At 66.7% G+C, this 15,963-nt stretch carries 14 protein-coding genes and 1 riboswitch; of the genes, 12 read left to right on the top strand and 2 right to left on the bottom strand.

Annotated elements, in window-relative coordinates:
• Positions 1 to 3: 3 nt before the first annotated feature.
• Positions 4 to 771: a TrmH family RNA methyltransferase gene (locus V5A20_RS04115; RefSeq protein ID WP_332315743.1), complete on the bottom strand. Its 768-nt coding sequence runs from the start codon at positions 769 to 771 to the stop codon at positions 4 to 6.
• 128 nt (positions 772 to 899) lie between these two features.
• On the opposite strand from V5A20_RS04115, the gene V5A20_RS04110 reads away from it, so the two are divergent.
• The 7 genes from V5A20_RS04110 (at position 900) to V5A20_RS04080 (ending at position 7,854) form a co-directional block, all read left to right on the top strand.
• The gene (locus tag V5A20_RS04110) at positions 900 to 1,694 is read left to right on the top strand and encodes a hypothetical protein (RefSeq protein ID WP_332315742.1); all 795 of its coding nucleotides are present in this window, start codon (positions 900 to 902) and stop codon (positions 1,692 to 1,694) included.
• Positions 1,695 to 1,906: 212 nt separating this feature from the next.
• Entirely contained in the window at positions 1,907 to 2,632 is a 726-nt protein-coding gene (locus V5A20_RS04105; RefSeq protein ID WP_332315741.1) for an SDR family oxidoreductase, read from the top strand.
• A gap of 480 nt (positions 2,633 to 3,112) precedes the next feature.
• Entirely contained in the window at positions 3,113 to 4,252 is a 1,140-nt protein-coding gene (locus V5A20_RS04100; protein ID WP_332315740.1) for a TRAP transporter substrate-binding protein, read from the top strand.
• A 79-nt stretch (positions 4,253 to 4,331) separates the two neighbouring features.
• Positions 4,332 to 4,979, top strand: coding sequence for a uracil-DNA glycosylase (locus tag V5A20_RS04095; RefSeq protein ID WP_332315739.1), 648 nt, complete (start codon positions 4,332 to 4,334; stop codon positions 4,977 to 4,979).
• A gap of 274 nt (positions 4,980 to 5,253) precedes the next feature.
• A complete protein-coding gene (locus tag V5A20_RS04090) occupies positions 5,254 to 5,928 on the top strand; it encodes a hypothetical protein (RefSeq protein WP_332326776.1) in 675 nt (224 codons plus the stop codon).
• 77 nt (positions 5,929 to 6,005) lie between these two features.
• Entirely contained in the window at positions 6,006 to 6,965 is a 960-nt protein-coding gene (locus tag V5A20_RS04085) for a helix-turn-helix transcriptional regulator (RefSeq protein WP_332326775.1), read from the top strand.
• Positions 6,966 to 6,996: 31 nt separating this feature from the next.
• Positions 6,997 to 7,854 (top strand): alpha/beta fold hydrolase, encoded by an 858-nt coding sequence (locus V5A20_RS04080; RefSeq protein ID WP_332326774.1) that lies wholly within the window; start codon positions 6,997 to 6,999, stop codon positions 7,852 to 7,854.
• Positions 7,855 to 7,867: 13 nt separating this feature from the next.
• Here the strand turns inward: V5A20_RS04080 and V5A20_RS04075 are convergent, their stop codons facing one another.
• On the bottom strand, positions 7,868 to 9,808 hold the full coding sequence (locus V5A20_RS04075) for a sensor histidine kinase (RefSeq protein ID WP_332326773.1): 1,941 nt from the start codon (positions 9,806 to 9,808) through the stop codon (positions 7,868 to 7,870).
• Positions 9,809 to 10,058: 250 nt separating this feature from the next.
• Between V5A20_RS04075 and V5A20_RS04070 the strand changes: the two genes are divergently transcribed.
• The 5 genes from V5A20_RS04070 to V5A20_RS04050 all read left to right on the top strand — a co-directional run bounded on the left by V5A20_RS04070 (position 10,059) and on the right by V5A20_RS04050 (position 15,849).
• The gene (locus V5A20_RS04070) at positions 10,059 to 10,448 is read left to right on the top strand and encodes a hypothetical protein (RefSeq protein WP_332315734.1); all 390 of its coding nucleotides are present in this window, start codon (positions 10,059 to 10,061) and stop codon (positions 10,446 to 10,448) included.
• A gap of 100 nt (positions 10,449 to 10,548) precedes the next feature.
• A riboswitch (cobalamin riboswitch) is annotated at positions 10,549 to 10,898 on the top strand.
• Between the two features lie 343 nt (positions 10,899 to 11,241).
• The gene (locus V5A20_RS04065) at positions 11,242 to 13,086 is read left to right on the top strand and encodes a TonB-dependent receptor plug domain-containing protein (protein ID WP_332326772.1); all 1,845 of its coding nucleotides are present in this window, start codon (positions 11,242 to 11,244) and stop codon (positions 13,084 to 13,086) included.
• 54 nt (positions 13,087 to 13,140) lie between these two features.
• Positions 13,141 to 14,286: a YncE family protein gene (locus tag V5A20_RS04060; RefSeq protein ID WP_332315732.1), complete on the top strand. Its 1,146-nt coding sequence runs from the start codon at positions 13,141 to 13,143 to the stop codon at positions 14,284 to 14,286.
• A 57-nt stretch (positions 14,287 to 14,343) separates the two neighbouring features.
• A complete protein-coding gene (locus tag V5A20_RS04055) occupies positions 14,344 to 14,883 on the top strand; it encodes a DUF6580 family putative transport protein (protein ID WP_332315731.1) in 540 nt (179 codons plus the stop codon).
• 21 nt (positions 14,884 to 14,904) lie between these two features.
• Complete coding sequence (locus tag V5A20_RS04050; protein WP_332326771.1) at positions 14,905 to 15,849, top strand: cobalamin-binding protein; 945 nt, start codon at positions 14,905 to 14,907, stop codon at positions 15,847 to 15,849.
• The last annotated feature ends 114 nt before the right edge of the window (positions 15,850 to 15,963 follow it).

Below are 15,963 nucleotides of genomic sequence, written 5' to 3'. Positions count from 1 at the left end.
CGCTCACCCTTCTTCAATCTTCCGCCGGAGAATGCGCTCCGCGTTGTTTACGCTGCGGAGGCAGAAACGGGCCTCGAGGCGGGCCTGCGCCTGGTCGCTGAGGTCGGCGTGGTGACCCTGGCGGTCGAGGCGATCCTGCTGGGCGTGGTAGAGCGCCACACCCGCTGCCACGGACACGTTAAAGCTCTCGGTGAAGCCCGGAAGCGGCACCTCACACGCCGCGTCGGAGGCCTCCAGCATCGCGTCGGTCACGCCCGCCTCTTCGTTGCCAAAGACGAGCGCGGTGGGCTCCGTGAAGTCGAGCGCCCGGATCGGCACGGTGTCCGCGTGCAGGTGCAGGGCCACAACGCGGTACCCGGCCTTCTGGAGATGTGCCGCACAGGCCTGTGGCGCGTCCCAGTGCCACACGTCGAGCCAGTGCTGCGCGCCTTGTGCCGTGCGCTGCGAATGCTTGTATTGCTCGTGCTCGCCCCGCACCACATGCATGTCTTGATGCCCCAGCGCCTCCGCCGACCGCATGACGGCACTCACGTTGCCCGTGTTCACAAGGCCCTCCACCACCGGCACCACGGCCCGCGTCCGGTTCTCCACGACGTCTCGAATGCGCTCCAGTCGCCGCTCTCGCATGTGGGGCCGGAGCAGCCCGACGATGCGCCCGGGCGACAGGCGCACGTCCCCGATCGTGAAGGGGTCGGTCTCGACCGGCGGCGTCCCCCCCGCTGCGAGCAGCCGGTTCATCTCTTTCTCTGCGTCGACCTCGTGGTGGCTCATGAATCCTGGAATGCGACCGAGCGTATTGAGATTATGTTGAGAGCCCAGATCTCTTGTGTCTTGTCCGCCCAGCGCCTCCGGACACGCGGGCCCATACCACACCTCCCTTGACTCACTCCCACGCTTCCATGTTGCACCGTCGTTTGGTCACCGTCGCCCTTTCGCTTGTTTTTTCTCTCCTCCTCGGGACCGTCCCGGCATCGGCCCAGTCCGTCGCGTCGGTCGTGGGCGACATGCAGTCCGCCTACGAGCAGCAACTCGAAACGGTGGACACCTACATCGTGGAAACCAACCTCTATACCTCCTACCATCAGAAGGTCATGACGGACGACGGACCCACCTACCGAACGCAGACGCGGTTGAAGGGGACGGACGCCTCCTCCTTTGCCGCCAACACCACCCCGTCGGCCGCCTACGGCCTGGAGTTCGACCGCCTCAAGCAACACGCCACGTACGCAGGGACCGAGGCCGTCGATGGCGCGCGCTGCCACATCCTGCAGGTCGACAATCCTTCGGCCGTGAATCCCGACGTGGAAGAAAACGCGACGAGCATGACCTACTACATCAACGCCGAGCAGCACGTCCCCGTCCGCATGGTCATGAAGACCGCCGCGTCCGATCAACAGGAGCCCGACCCGTCGTCGGTCACCGTAGGCTTCAAAAAGTACGAGACGACTGACGGCCTCACCCTGCCGCACCGGATGGAGATACAGCTCGCCACGAACATGTCCCAGGAGCAGCGCCAGCAGATGCAGCGGTTAATGGAGAAGATGGAGCAGTTGCCGGCGCAACAGCGAAAACAGATGGAGAAAATGATGGGCGACCAGATGGGAATGATGAAGCAAATGATGTCCGGCGACCCGATCGTCATCGAGGTACTGAGTGTGCAGGTGAACGCGGAGGTGCCGGCGGGGGTGTTCTAGCACGCCGGTGTGGGACGCCCCGTTGCACGGCCGGTTCCTGTTTCTGTACGGACGCATGGCGACGGTCGGCCGTGGCGTGCCCGAACGCCCCAGAACTCGCGGCCCACAGAGCGGTCCATTTCCGAAGTAATCACTGCCCAATCGGCAACCCCGCTTGGGCCCAGGCGGTAGAAAGGGGCTGCATCGTTAATTGTAATCTGACCCTCTTTCCTATGGATCTGACCGACGCCGTCGCCGTCGTCACCGGCGCCAGCAAGGGCCTTGGTGCCCGCATCGCCCGCACTCTCGTACACCAGGGCGCCACCGTCTACGGCCTCGCCCGGAGCACCGATTCGCTCCAGGCGCTGCAGGACGATCTTGGATCTGCCTTCGTCCCCGTCTCCTGCGACGTCCGAAGCGAGGACGACGTCGACACCGCCTTCGACACCGTCGACGCGGAGGCCGGGCGCCTGGACGTGCTCATCAACAACGCCGGGCTCGGGCAATTCGGCCCGGTCGATGACCTTGACACCGACGCCTTCGACGTGCAGATGGACACCAACGTGCGGGGCGTCTACCTCTGCACCCGCGAGGCGGTCCCCCGCATGCGCGAGCAGAACGAGGCGACCGGCTTCGGCGGCCACATCGTCAACATCGCCTCCATCGCGGGCCTTCTGGGCAACCCCAACATCAGCGCCTACAACGCCAGCAAGTTCGCCGTGCGCGGCTTCAGCGAGGCGGTGATGAAGGAGGTGCGCGAGGACGGCATCCGCGTGACGTGCCTCTACCCCGGCTCCGTCGAGACCAATTTCTTCGACGTCGCCGGCGTCGACATGACCGAAAACCCACTCGATCCCGACGACGTGGCCGCGACGGTTCAGCACGTGCTGGCAGCCCCTGCGAACCATCTCATCTCGGAGGTCGTGATGCGTCCGCTTCGCCCGCACCGTGAGACGTAGGCCACAAACTGCGTGACGAGTTCACCCGCCCTCGTCGACCGGCACCGCCTCAAACCGTCGCTTAGCATTTTCACATAGGGGCCTCCGGGAAAAGACGCCCCGAAGGAATGGTTGCCCCGACAATCGCATCAGCGGGGGGCCTCGACGCCGCGGCCCGAGGCCGACGTTCCAGGCATGCACCCACCTCCCTGCCCGCTTCACGCTCGACGTACAGTGTCGGCGCCGCAGGAGCATGACCGTCAGCCCTCGCACTCCAAGGGCACTCATCCCCCTCGGTCACAGCGCTTCGCTGGAGCCCCTCCCTCCGACAGATACAGCCTCCTTGTCCGGCTGGATGGGCACTACGTCAAGCTCAGAGCGACGGTGCAGGGCGGGTTCCGTGGTGGATGCGAGTGCCCTGGAATGGTTGCGCCGAGGCCCATTGGCTCCTATACTAATACGGTCCCTTTCGCATGCCCCGCGCACTGATTCTGCCCTCCCATGGACCGCCGCAACTTTACCCGCAAAGCCCTGCTCGGCGCCGCCGGGGCCGGCCTCCTAACCGGCTGTGACAACGGCGAGTCGTCGGCCAGCGACGGCGCCCCCAACGTCCAGACCAACCAGACCGTGCGGTGGCGGCTCGCCTCCAGCTTCAGCCGCTCCCTGGACACCATCTACGGCGCGGCCGAGGTGCTGTCCGAGCGCCTCAAGGCGCTTACGAACGGCAACTTCGAGATTCTGACGTACCCAGGCGGCGAGCTGGTGCCCCCCCTCGAGGTGCTGGGCAGCGTGCAGAATCGGACCGTCGAGATGGGACACTCGGCCAGCTACTACTTCATCGGCAAAAACCCCGCGCTGGCGTTCGACTGCACCGTCCCGTTCGGCCTCACGGCCCGTCAGTACAACGCCTGGGTCTACTACGGGGGAGGGATGGACCTCCTGCGCGACCTCTTCGCCGACTTCAACATTCTCAACCTGCCGGGCGGCAACACCGGCACGCAGATGGGCGGCTGGTTCAACGTGGAGGTGGGGGCCCTGTCCGACATGAACGGCCTCAAGATGCGCATTCCGGGGATGGGGGGCAGCGTGATGAGCGAGATGGGCGTCAACACGCAGGTCCTCCCGAGCGGCGAGATCTACCCGTCGCTGGAGCGGGGCGCGATCGACGCGGCCGAGTGGGTCGGGCCCTACGACGACGAGAAGCTCGGCTTCCAGGAGGTGGCGCAGTACTACTACTACCCCGGCTGGTGGGAGCCCGGGCCCGCCCTCACGTTCTACGTCAACCGGGACGCTTACGACGAGCTGCCGACGACCTACCAGGAGGCCCTCAAAACGGCCGCCGCCGAGGCCAACGTCCGCATGATGGCCCAGTACGACCACAAGAACCCCGCGGCGCTCGACCGCCTGCTCGACGAAGGCACCACGCTCCGGCGCTTCCCCGACGAGGTGATGAGCCGGGCCCAAGAGATCACGACCCAAATTCTGGAGGACAACGCCGCCGGCAATGGGCAGTACCGAAAGATCTACGAGGCCTACAAGGACGCCCGCGAGGACGCGTACCGCTGGTTCGGCACCGCCGAGATGGGCTACGCCGACTTTGCCTTTCCCCGCGTCGGCGATACGGCCAGCTCGTCCGCGTAGCGTAGACTACGGGAGGTGAAGCAGCAGACGCCCTTCTTTCTTCCTTCTTCCCTTCTCCCACGCTCCCGCCTCCCGCCACATGCTCCCCGCCGTCTGGGACCTCTTCGAGACGCACGTCTTTCCGGCCGCTTCCACCGACGAACTGTTCAACCCGTACCGCGACCGCCGGGACGATCTTGATGTGCCCGAGGCGCCCGCCCATCGCCGCGACAACCTGCGGCGGTACCTGTCGTGCTTCGACGAGCCGCCGCGCCTCTTTCTCCTGCTCGAAGCCCCGGGCCCGTGGGGCTGCCGCTTCTCCGGGGTGCCCGTCACGAGCGAGTCGCAGCTCACCGAGCCGGACTTTCCCATTGACGGGGCGGCCACGAGCCAGAAGGACGTGCCGATCACCGAGTACAGCGCATCCATCTTCTGGCGCGTCTTGCAGCCGCACTTCCCCCACTTCTTCGTCTGGAACAGCCTGCCCCTCCACCCGCACGACGCCGGCGACCCGCTCTCGATCCGCACGCCCCGTCGCTCGGAGGTGCGGGACTGGCACGAGCTGCTCCGCGCCCTGCTCGACACCCTCGACCCCGACCGCACCGTGGGCGTCGGCCGCAAGGGCGAGCGCGCCCTCGACGAGGTGGGGGCCGACCCAACGTACGTGCGACACCCGTCGCAGGGCGGCGCGAACAAGTTCGAGGCGGGCATCGAAAACCTCGTGGCGGCGATGGGCCTCGGCACATAGCCCTTGCGGATTGCCTTTTTCCGGATCGCCCCAACAATCAACAACGGGGCGTAGCCCGGGCCCCGATGCTCCCATGGACGACGGGCCGTGCGCCTTCGACCAGAAGCGCTTCCCTGCACAAATCCTTCACAGCGATTCCTTGACACCACAGGGAAAACTTTTTGTACATTAGAGCAGTTTGGCCAGATAAATTTGGGCTTTCGATAGAAAATAGACATTATTTTCTCCTTACTCCCGCAATAGAACCAACAAGTCAGTGACGGCATTGATTGCAATGTCGGGGCCTCTCGTCGGGGTCCTGATCGGATGGTTCCTGCACGGACACGCCAATCCCTCGTCCGACCCGACGGCCCTTCAACAACAAATGGACCACATCTGTGAGATTGACCGACGCATTTCGTCGGCCCTGGCCTCTCTCCACGCCTACGAAGAGCGCCTTCGGATAGGAGCACAGCTTTCGGAAAACGGCTCGGCGTCGACCAAGCCGTGCTCGATCGGCTCGGGGACGGACGACCTCGGCATGGGCCTCGGGCGGTCGCCGCTGCGCGAACCGCTCGACGGGAAGACGCTCCTCGACATCAAGCAGGCGACCGACAACCACATCCGAGAATGCACGAGTGCCCTCACCCGGGCGACCGCTGTGCTGGAGGAGGACACGATCCGTGGTGCACAGGAGCTGGTCGACGCACTGGTGAACACCCGGGCGACGCTGGAGGCCCAAGAGACCAATGGGGAGGCGTCGTCGGAGGCCATGGGGTCGTGCGTGGCGGCCCTGCACACCTCTCGCTCCCAATTCCTCAACACGGCCCGGGCCCGACTGGGGCTGGACGCGCTTACCGAAGAGACCGAAGGCCGGATCGAGGCCCTTACGGAGAAGGCCTTTTCCCCGTCGCACCTCTCGCGCCCGTACGCCACGGCGGGCGTGCGGCTGCCCGAGGAGCGCCGATAATCGGAGGATGAAAGTCCGGCGTCAATTTGGTTATCTTGGCGGGTCCGCATAGCCGTTGCGACGCCGCCCCCTCAACCATGACGCCCTCCGAACGCTGGCCCGCCATTCTGCTGCAACTGGAGCCCAACGCCTGGACACGCGCGACCGACCTGGCCCGCGCCCTGGGCGTCAGCGAGCGCACCGTGTACCGCGACGTGCAGGCGATGGTGGAGGCCGGGGTGCCGCTGCAGGGGGTGCCGGGCAAGGGCTATCGGCTGCCCGACGACTACCTGCTCGCTCCCATCCGCCTGACGCGCGACGAGGCGGTCATGCTCGTTCTGGGCAGTGCCTACGCCGCCCGCAACTTCAGCGGCCGCTACCAGGCGGCGGCCCGGGCGGCCCAACACAAGATCGAAGACGTGCTCCCGCCCGACGACCGGGAACGCGCCCTCTCCCTGCGCGGAAGTGTGCCCCTGGTGCCACCCAGCGTCTTTGGCGACTCGACCACGGACGGCCTTCTGCGGCAGGCGCGACACGCACTCGTGGAGGAGCGCACCCTGACCGCCACGGTGGCGCCGCCCGGCGACGCCTCCGCCGTCACGCGGCGCATCGACCCGTACGGCCTGGTACGGCAGGGCAGTGCGTGGCACCTCGTGGGATACGGACACGACCGCAACCGCGTGGTGCACCTACGCCTGCAGCACATTCAAGGGCTCAACATGACGGACGCCACCTTCGAGCGTCCCGCCAGCTACGGGACGCACTCTCAGGGCCCCACCGCCGCGACCCGACGACGCGTCCGGGTGGTCTTTGGGGACGAAGTGGCCGCGGACGTGCAGATTCCTCCCTCCGTCGGGGTCGACGCCCGTGAATACCTCGCCGACGATCGGTTGCTGCTCACCCTGAACGTCGACCACGTGCTCGAAGTGATGCCGTGGCTCCTGAGTTGGGGCGCCCACGCACACGTGCTGGAGCCACGGGCCCTCCGAGAGCGGCTGGCCGCAGAGGCCCGGGCCGTGGCCGACCAGTACGAGTCGGTGCCCACACTGCTCGATTAGCCTTGCCGCCAGGTCCACCGGCCCCGATTCCATGCCCACTGCCCCAACGCCGCCAAACGCGACGCGGACCTTTCGGACCCCGGCCGGCCCTCTCGCCTACACCGACCTGGGCGACGGGCCGCCCATCGTTTTCCTGCACGGCAATCCCACGAGTGCCCGCCTCTATCGCCACCTCCTCCGCGACCTAGCGGCGGACTATCGGTGCATCGCCCCCGACTACCTTGGCTTCGGCCGCTCGGCCGCACCAACGGACTTTTCATATCGCCCTCCCGCACACGCAGTTCTGGTGGAGCGCCTGCTGCGGTCGCTCGACCTTTCAAATCTCACCCTCGTGCTGCACGACTGGGGCGGGCCCATTGGCCTGGCGTACGCCCTCCGCCATCCCGATACGGTGCGGCGCCTCGTGCTGATGAACACCTGGGCGTGGCCGCTCACGCACCGGCCCCTGCTTCAGGCTGCGAGCCGACTGCTCGCTACTCCCCTGGGCCGCCTCGCCGTCGAGCACGGCAATGCGTTCGCCCGGGTCCTCATGCCGATGACGACCGGGGCCGATGGGCCGCACGAATGGATCGCGGACTACACTGCGGCCCTGGACACCCCGCCGCGCCGGCACGCCTGCTGGGCGTTTGCCCGGGCGCTCCGGACCGAGGCCAACTGGCTGCGGGCGCTGTGGACACGCCGGCACCCGCTTCAAGACTGCCCCGCCCTCCTGTGCTGGGGCATGGCCGATCCGGCCTTCGGCACGGAAAGGTGCCTGCGACGGTGGCGGGCAGCCCTTCCGACCGCCACGGTGCGTCGCTACCCCTCGGTGGGCCACTACGTGCCGGAAGAGCGGGGGCCCGCCCTCGTCGATGCGGTGCGGCAATTTTTCTCTTCTTCGTGCTTCTGAGTGGAGGACCTGCTCACCCCACTGTCCCATCGGCGACGACCGGGGTGGGTGCCTCGGATTCCGCCAGCGACGGCAGTTCGACCGTGAACACACTGCCCTCTCCCTTGACACTGTCCACCTCAATGGCCCCCCCTAGCAGATCCACCAGGCGCTTCGTGAGGGCCAGGCCCAGCCCGGCCCCATCATACTCTCGCGCGACCCCCTCAGACTCTTGCTTAAACGGCTCGAACAGATGCGGCCGGAACGAGGACTCAATGCCAACCCCCGTATCCCGCACACGAATCCGAACCCCGAACTCGACGGGCGCGGCCTGCACCTGCAAGGTGCCCTCGTCCGTAAACTTGACCGCGTTCTGGACAAGGTTGTTGAGGACGCGATACAGGAGCGTGCGATCCGTCGCCACGGTGCACCCCTCCGGCGCATCGACCTCCACGGTCAGCGCTTTGTCTTCGATTGCTTGACGGTGCCGGTCGAGGACATCGCGGATCACGTTCGGAACCGCCACCTCTTGCACCTCCACGTTGAGCGTACCAGACTCCACCTGCGCCATGTCTAGGACCGACTGGAGCGTGTCGGAGAGCCGCCGTCCACTCTCCCGGATCTGGGCAGCGAAGGACTGGTGCGGCTCCTCGCCCTCCTCCATGATCACCTCCGCGTAGCCCGTGATGGTGGTAATGGGCGTGCGCAGTTCGTGACTCATGTTGTTGATCAAGGTCGACTTGAGTCGGGCCATCTGCTCGGCCTCCTGCTTTGCGCGGAGGATCTCGCCCTCCCACTCCTTCCGCTTCGAAATGTTGCGGACGGCACACACGTGAACGGTCGCGTCGCCGGCCGTGACCTCTCGCCGTTCGAGCTCGACCGGAGTCGCGGTGCCGTCCGGGCAGAACAGCTCGGCCTCAACCGAGGGGTCGGCCGTGCCGTTGAGCCAGGCCGACTCGACGGAAGAGGACGACGTCAGGACTTCGGTGATGTCCTCACCGATCAGGGCCACCCGGTCCCTCCCCAGCATCTCGGCCAACGATGCATTCACGTCGATAATTTCCCCGTCGGTCTCGTAGAGGGCAATGCCCTCCAGCGTCGCCTCCGCCAGTCGCCGGAAGCGGGCCCGGCTCTCTTCTACCTCTCGTGTGCGACGCCGAACGGCGGCGCGGAGCCCAATGACGACCACTCCAGCAGCGAGGCCTCCCCCCGCGAGCGTCAAGAGTGCTCCCCAAAGGTAGGTTGAGACCCACCCGACTTGAGCGAGGTCACCGCGGTCACGCGGCTCGATTTGATAATAATCGTCGTACGGCGCCTCGAAGTCGTGTTGCCCCACCACCCCTGTGACCTCCACCACGTCGCCCTCCGCAAAACGGTCCAGCCCGAACCGTGCCCCGTGTCGGTTCGCCACGAACACGGTAATCTGCGCCGGGACGGTTGCCCCTCGATCCTGAAGGCGCAGGTAGTCGCCTCCTCGATTCGTTCCTTTGCTGGCAACGCGGCCCTGGAGTCGGGCGAGCCGGCCTTCGTACTGTTCCCCCACCGCCGTACTCACGGTGAGCGGCAGGGGCGCTGGCGTCCGCGCATCGGTCTCGACAACCCGGCCCTCGGCGTCTCGAAGCTGCGCCAGGCCATACGCGTGCTCCAGGGTCCCTCGAATGCGGAGGCTGTCGCCCCGCTCCGCAACCAGGCCGCCGGGCAGAAACACGTGGAGGCCGCCCGTGCTGTCTTGAACGACACCCAGTTCGGGCACCGGCACAGCCAGGCGCCCCCGTTCCCCCGTCACTCGCCCCGCCACCGTAACGGTCTCTCCCGTCCGGTCCGGCACATTGTCCCCATCCGCGTCGGCCCGAATGTCGGCAATGGGCTCTGCCGGCCCCAACCGCAGGCTGTCGTCGAGCACGGAGTGGGCAGTACTCTCTGCGGGATCGGTGGCCCACAGGCCCCCAATGCCGAGAAGCAGAAGGGGCCACACGGACGGTCTAAGCACGACGAGGGACTCGGTTGGTGGGGGTGGGCAGACATGCCCCTCTTGAAAATCTGATCTTTAAATTTGAAGAGCGCACTCGCCAAATTCAAGGGCGCAGCAGCCGACCTCTCGGCCCTCGGCCTTCAAAAGGGCTCGTCCCGCCGGAACGAGCGCGCCCAGCGTCCCCCGGTGCAACAGGAGCAAAGCCGTCGGCATTACAAAGAAGTGCACTGATGCCCAAACTCGGCCCATGCCCATGTCCCTCGTTCCCCTCGTCGCGGTCGTCATGGTCTTTGCCATTCCCATCCTGGGCATTGCCCTCGCCGGGTACAAGGAGTGGCTTAAGTTCAAGTCCAAGCATCAGGAGCTCGGCACCTCCACCCGGGCGGTGGAGAAACGAATCGACGGGCTTCAGGATCGGATTGCCCGCCTCGAGGACGAGCGGGAGGCCCTCCAAGAGCGCGTGCAGAACCTGGAAACGATTGTGACCAGCGAGGCCTGGATCGCAAAGCACGACGACTCCACGGACCCCTCGCCCCTGCACGACATGGAGGCGGGCCGTCTCGAGGCCCCGACCGACGCCAACACACCCCCCAGCGACGCGGAGCACACCGCCGAACTGGCCCGACGCCTCCGCGGGCAGTGAGAATTCTCCGCGTCTCGGTCGAAGTCGCAAAAGATCCCGTGAAGGGATTGTGCTTTGCTGCGTCGGACATCTACATTGAAGGTTCCAGTTACAGATCGTTCTTTGACACACGTCACAGGTTCTCGCCGGGCCCCTGCCGGGCGAGATGAAAAGGGAACGCCAGTGCCGCCATGGTGCACGCTGAAGGGTTTCGTTTGTCTTGAAGACCGCTCGTCAGCGACTCGCCACGGCCAGTCTGGGGCTGTACCCGCAACTGTGAATCGAACGACGGACGCGCGCTGGAGGCGATTCGCCACTGCCCGACCGAGTGCTCCCGGCAACTGCCGTCGGGACGGCTCGTCGTGGCGGGAAGGGGAGTCGCCGAGCGTGTGCGTCGACCACGCGATGCCGCGTTCGTTGCGGCCCGTGGGTTCGACGAGCCAGGAGACCTGCCTGTGTGCGTGACGAGAATCCCGACTGCCATCGCGGATTCTCTCACCGCCAACAACCTCCGGGACCAGAGGCTTGTGGCGTGTCTGCCCCGATTGTGGCCCTCCTTACCCAGCGCGTCCCCTCTGTAGCGGACACCGACGTCCCCCTGTCTCTTTTTTCGGGACGGCCCCTGGGTTGTCGTGCGTGGGTCCCGTGCAGCCGCCCGAGCCTCGATGCTGAGGTGAGGGCCTTTTCTATGGTTGCACGCGTCATACTTATCGCTTCGGTTCTCCTTCTGCCCCTCTCTGCGTGGGGCCAGGGCCCCGCCCCTGCCGACACGACGCGGCGCCCACCGGTCGTCGTTGCAGATTCCTCCATCGCGATGTCCGTAGCCCTTCCCGAGGTGACGGTGGAGGGCGTTCTCGACCGCTCCGCCTCTATCCCGGCGGCCGCCCACGTCACGACCCTCGACGCGGACGCCGTGGCCCAGAGCGGCGCGCAGTCGGTGGCCGACCTGCTGTCCATGCGCTCCGGGGCGTTCGTGAAGCAGTACGGGAGCACCGGCCTCGCCAGTCTCTCGATGCGGGGCATGGGCGGCACGCAAACGCAAGTCTTGCTCGACGGCCTTCGCGTCGCCAACCCACAGACCGGCCAGCTGGACCTGTCTCTGCTCCCCACCCTGCTCATCGAGTCGGTTGAGGTGCAGCACGGGGCCGGATCGGCGCGGCACGGCTCCGGCAGCCTGGGCGGTACCGTGCACCTCGAGACGCTGCGCCCGCAGACCGATCCGCTGCTTCGCGCAGCCGGTGGCCGTGGTGCATACGGGGAACGGCACGTGTCGGCCCTCGCGTCCGGCGGGCAGGGCGCCTGGTCCGGGCTGGTGGCGGGGCGCTACTACCGCACCGACGGCGACTTTCGGTACCGCAACTCGTTTCTGGTGCCCGCGCAGACGCTGCGGCGGGACGGGGCTAGTGTCCGAACGATGACCTTCTTTGGACGGGGCGTGTGGCGGGGCGACGAGCGACACTGGCGTCTGTCCGGGTGGTGGACGCGAGCCCGGCGCGGCCTTCCCGGCCCCGCCAGTGCACGCAGCGGCGGGGCCCGTCAGTGGGACGAACTGGGGCGACTTTGGACCGACAGCACGCTGCCGCTGGGGGCGGGCACCCTCGAGTTGTCGGCGCAGGGCCAACGGTCTCGCCTTCGCTACCGCAATCCCCCGACCCAAACCGACCGCACGATCCTCACGACGGCCACGGAGGCAGACGCCGAGCTACGATACCCCCTGTCTACCCTCGGCACCATCACGGCGGGCACCACGGTCGGCTACGACCGGGCGTCCCTGAACGGTGGCGTCGACCGCCTGTCGGGGGCCACGTTCGTGGACGCGACCCTGTCCCTTGCTCCTGTCGAGCTCGAACCGGCGGTGCGCCTCGACGCCATCGGGGCACACGGAGCGCCCACCGTCGTGCCGAGCCCTCGCCTGGGCGTCCGCTGGCGTCCGTTCAGCGACGTCGGCCTTACGCTCCGCGGCCTCGTGGGGCGCGCCTTCCGGTACCCGACCTTCAACGAGCGCTACTACGAGCCGGGGGGCACCCCTGGACTCCGGCCCGAAGACGGCTGGACCACGGAAGGCGGCGTGTCCTTCCGCCTCGCACGCCCCGACGCCCTCCTCACAGTGGAGGCGACCGCCTTTGCCACACGCCTGACCGACAAGATCGTGTGGCGGCCCAGCTACGAGATCAGTGGCGTACAGGTCTGGAGCCCCGCCAACGTGTCCCGCGTCTACAGCCGGGGCCTGGAGCTGAGCGTCCGGGGGAGGCGCCAGTTCCGATCCGGCCTTGCGGTGTCCGGCGGCAGCCACTTCACGCATACCCGGGCCGAAAACCGGGCGAATCCGGACTCGCCGGCCCACGGCGCCCAACTGCCCTATGTCCCCCAGCAGACGTGGAAGCTCTGGTCCCGCGTGGAGTGGCGGGGGCTGTCCGTCTCCGCCACGGGCCGACTCGTGGGGACCCGCTTCTATTCGAGCGACGAGTCCAGGGCGCTCGCGCCGTACCAGGCGGTTGACGTGCGGGCCGCCTACGAGTGGGCCTTCGATGGGGGTCGACTCGCCCTGGAGGCGCAGGTCAAAAACGTACTCGACCGCCGCTACGAAATCATACGGCTCTACCCCATGCCCCCCCGCCACGCGACATTCCGCCTTCGCTTTTCCTTTCCCTCTCCTTGAATTTACTGGACGATGCATTCTTCTTCCCCTTCCGCCCTCGCGCCTCTGCCCCACATGCGCGCCGCTCGCTCCGCCACCTGGGTTGCGTGCCTGGCCGCCATCGCCCTCTTGATAACCGGCTGTGACCTCTTCGGCTCCAACGACGACGACCGCCGGGTGACGACGGACGTGGTAATTGCCAATTCGGGCAACTTCAGTGCCCAGGACGGCTCCCTCACGCTCTATAGCCCCTCAGACTCCACGGCCACACTCAACGACATCGATGTGGCCTTCATCAACAGCCTGGCCTTGCACAACAACCGCCTTTTTGTAGTCGACAACACACAATCCGACAACGCGGGGCGGATCACGACCTTCGACACCGATCAGCTCGGGCCGATTGGTCAGATCTCCGATCTACAGCGTCCGCCACGACGCATCGCTTTCCCAACGGAGAACAAAGGATATGTCACCAACCTGAGTTTCTTCGACGAAAATTTTGATCCCGATACGAGCACAGTGTCTGTGGTCGACTTGGACGACAACTCGATCCCGAAGCGGGTCGACGTCGGCCGGTCGCCGGAGGGCATTGGCGTGGTTGCCGGGAAGGCGTTTGTGGCAAACTCCGCGGACGGAACCCTCTCCGTTCTGGATACAGAATCTGATGTTGTAACCAATACTCGATCGCTCGACGGCTGTCCGAATCCAAAAAGCGTATTTGTGGATGGGGAGAATGAGGTGATCGTGGTTTGCCAGGGTGGAGGGGACCAACCCTCCGAAGTGCTATTTCTCGATCCGGACACTGAGACAGTCGCAGACCGCGTGGAGCTTGGGGCGCCCATTGGCTCGGCGAACGCGACCCAGTCGGCGTACTATTCGGAGGGTGCAGAAGAGCTGTATGCCATCAGCGGGGTTGAGTCCTTCGGACTTGGAGGGCAACCGGGAACGGGAGAAATCTTTCGCGTGAATGCCGACATCAATGCGCTCGACACGACCCTGGAGGTTCCGCAGAACGATGAGCTCATCAACATCACCGCGGTCGGCTACGACGACGTGACGCAGGACCTCTACGTGACTCGCCTTCCCGTGGGCGACTCCGGCGGTCCCCTCTTTTCGGCAAACGGGACCGCACTCGTTCTCGACCGAACGGGAAACGTGGTCACCCGCTTCGAGACTGGTAACACCCCGGCGCACATCGTCTTCCTGCGCGACCGACAATAGGTCCTCTGTGCATTCCAGTGCGCGTTTCTATCGACAAACAACCTCCAAGCTCCTGTGATGTACCGCGATCGCCTCGTTCGCTTCGCCGTTCTTACTGGCGTCGTCCTGCTCGCCGCGGCCGCCCGCCTGCTGCCCCACCCGCCCAACGTCACGCCCATCGCCGCGCTGGCGCTGTTCGGCGGGGCACACTTTGCAAACCGGTGGACCGGCCTCGGCGTGGCCCTCGGGGCCCTGCTGCTGGGCGACCTCGTGATTGGCGTCCACGCGCTCGTGCCGTTCGTCTACGGCGGCTTTGCGGCCATCGGCGTGCTCGGCTTTTGGCTTCGGTCGGATCGAAGCGTGGGGCGCGTGGCCGGGGCCACCGTGGCCGGGTCGCTGCTCTTCTTCCTGGTCACCAATTTCGGAATGTGGTGGCTGTTCGACACCTACCCGCCGACGGCCGCCGGCCTCTGGGCCTGCTACGTCGCCGGCCTGCCGTACCTCGCCAACAGCCTCGCGGGGAACGCCGTGTACGTGACCGCGCTGTTCGGCGGGGTCGCCCTGCTGAAGCGGGGGGTGCCGGCCCTTCGATCGGCCCCGTCGGCCGCCTCGGCGTAACGCCTATCACGCCCCGGTCCCATGCCCCGCATTGTGTCCCTCATCCCCAGCGCCACCGAGATCGTGGCCGCCCTCGGCCACGGGGACGACCTGGTGGGCCGCTCGCACGAATGCGACCATCCGCCCGGCGTGGAGGCGCTGCCCGCCCTGACCGCCCCGAAGGTGCCGCTCGAGGGATCGAGCCGCGAGATTGACGATCGGGTGCGCGCCCTGCTCGACGAGGCGATGTCGGTCTACGATGTGGACGTGGAGCGGCTGAACGCTCTGCGTCCCGACGTCATCCTCACCCAGTCGCAGTGCGAGGTGTGCGCCGTGTCCCTGCCGACGGTCGAGCAGGCGGTGGCCGATCGCATCGAGGGCACCCCGACGGTCGTGGCCCTGGAGCCGCGGTCCCTCGCGGACGTGCACGACGACATCCGGCGCGTGGCCGCGGCCCTCGGCTGCCCCGACCGCGGCGACCGGTGTGTCCGGCAGATGCGGGACCGCGTGCGGGCGATCTCGAACGCGGTGGCGCCTCCCGACGCGACCGACCGCCCCACCGTTGCGGCCCTGGAGTGGATTGACCCGCTGATGGGGGCCGGGGGCTGGGTCCCGACGCTCCTGGAAGCGGCGGGCGGGACGCCGGTCTTTGCCCACCGTCGCGCCGACCTCGACGCCCTGCACGACGCCGACCCGGACCGCATCGTCGTGATGGCGTGTGGGTTCGGCCTGTCACGGACGGACGCGGAGATGGACGTTCTCCGGACCGACCCGCAGTGGACTGCCCTGCGGGCCGTGCAGACCCGCCACGTGTACGTGACCGACGGGAATCACTTCTTCAACCGGCCCGGGCCCCGCCTGGCGGCCTCCCTCGACATTCTGGCCGAGATTCTCCATCCCGACCGCTACCACGCTGCATTTGACCGTTCTCATCGAGAAACGGCCTGGCGGCGCGACCCCGCCCCGGTTCCCTCGTCGACTCAGTAGCTCTCTCATCCGCGTCCCCTCCACAATGACCATCGACCGCTGCTACTGCTACGAGCAAACGTTCGCGGCCCTGAAAACCGTGGCGGAGGAAACCGGCGCAGACTCCATCGAAGA

The sequence above is a fragment of the Salinibacter sp. genome (assembly GCF_036626415.1).
Lineage (GTDB): Bacteria > Bacteroidota > Rhodothermia > Rhodothermales > Salinibacteraceae > Salinibacter.
This window is presented reverse-complemented; position numbering and strand designations above follow the sequence as displayed.

Coding starts and splice junctions, on each gene's coding strand:
- V5A20_RS04115 (WP_332315743.1), bottom strand. CDS start 771: ATGAGCCACCACGAGGTCGACGCAGAGAAAGAGATGAACCGGCTGCTC.
- V5A20_RS04110 (WP_332315742.1), top strand. CDS start 900: ATGTTGCACCGTCGTTTGGTCACCGTCGCCCTTTCGCTTGTTTTTTCT.
- V5A20_RS04105 (WP_332315741.1), top strand. CDS start 1,907: ATGGATCTGACCGACGCCGTCGCCGTCGTCACCGGCGCCAGCAAGGGC.
- V5A20_RS04100 (WP_332315740.1), top strand. CDS start 3,113: ATGGACCGCCGCAACTTTACCCGCAAAGCCCTGCTCGGCGCCGCCGGG.
- V5A20_RS04095 (WP_332315739.1), top strand. CDS start 4,332: ATGCTCCCCGCCGTCTGGGACCTCTTCGAGACGCACGTCTTTCCGGCC.
- V5A20_RS04090 (WP_332326776.1), top strand. CDS start 5,254: ATGTCGGGGCCTCTCGTCGGGGTCCTGATCGGATGGTTCCTGCACGGA.
- V5A20_RS04085 (WP_332326775.1), top strand. CDS start 6,006: ATGACGCCCTCCGAACGCTGGCCCGCCATTCTGCTGCAACTGGAGCCC.
- V5A20_RS04080 (WP_332326774.1), top strand. CDS start 6,997: ATGCCCACTGCCCCAACGCCGCCAAACGCGACGCGGACCTTTCGGACC.
- V5A20_RS04070 (WP_332315734.1), top strand. CDS start 10,059: ATGTCCCTCGTTCCCCTCGTCGCGGTCGTCATGGTCTTTGCCATTCCC.
- V5A20_RS04065 (WP_332326772.1), top strand. CDS start 11,242: ATGTCCGTAGCCCTTCCCGAGGTGACGGTGGAGGGCGTTCTCGACCGC.
- V5A20_RS04060 (WP_332315732.1), top strand. CDS start 13,141: ATGCGCGCCGCTCGCTCCGCCACCTGGGTTGCGTGCCTGGCCGCCATC.
- V5A20_RS04055 (WP_332315731.1), top strand. CDS start 14,344: ATGTACCGCGATCGCCTCGTTCGCTTCGCCGTTCTTACTGGCGTCGTC.
- V5A20_RS04050 (WP_332326771.1), top strand. CDS start 14,905: ATGCCCCGCATTGTGTCCCTCATCCCCAGCGCCACCGAGATCGTGGCC.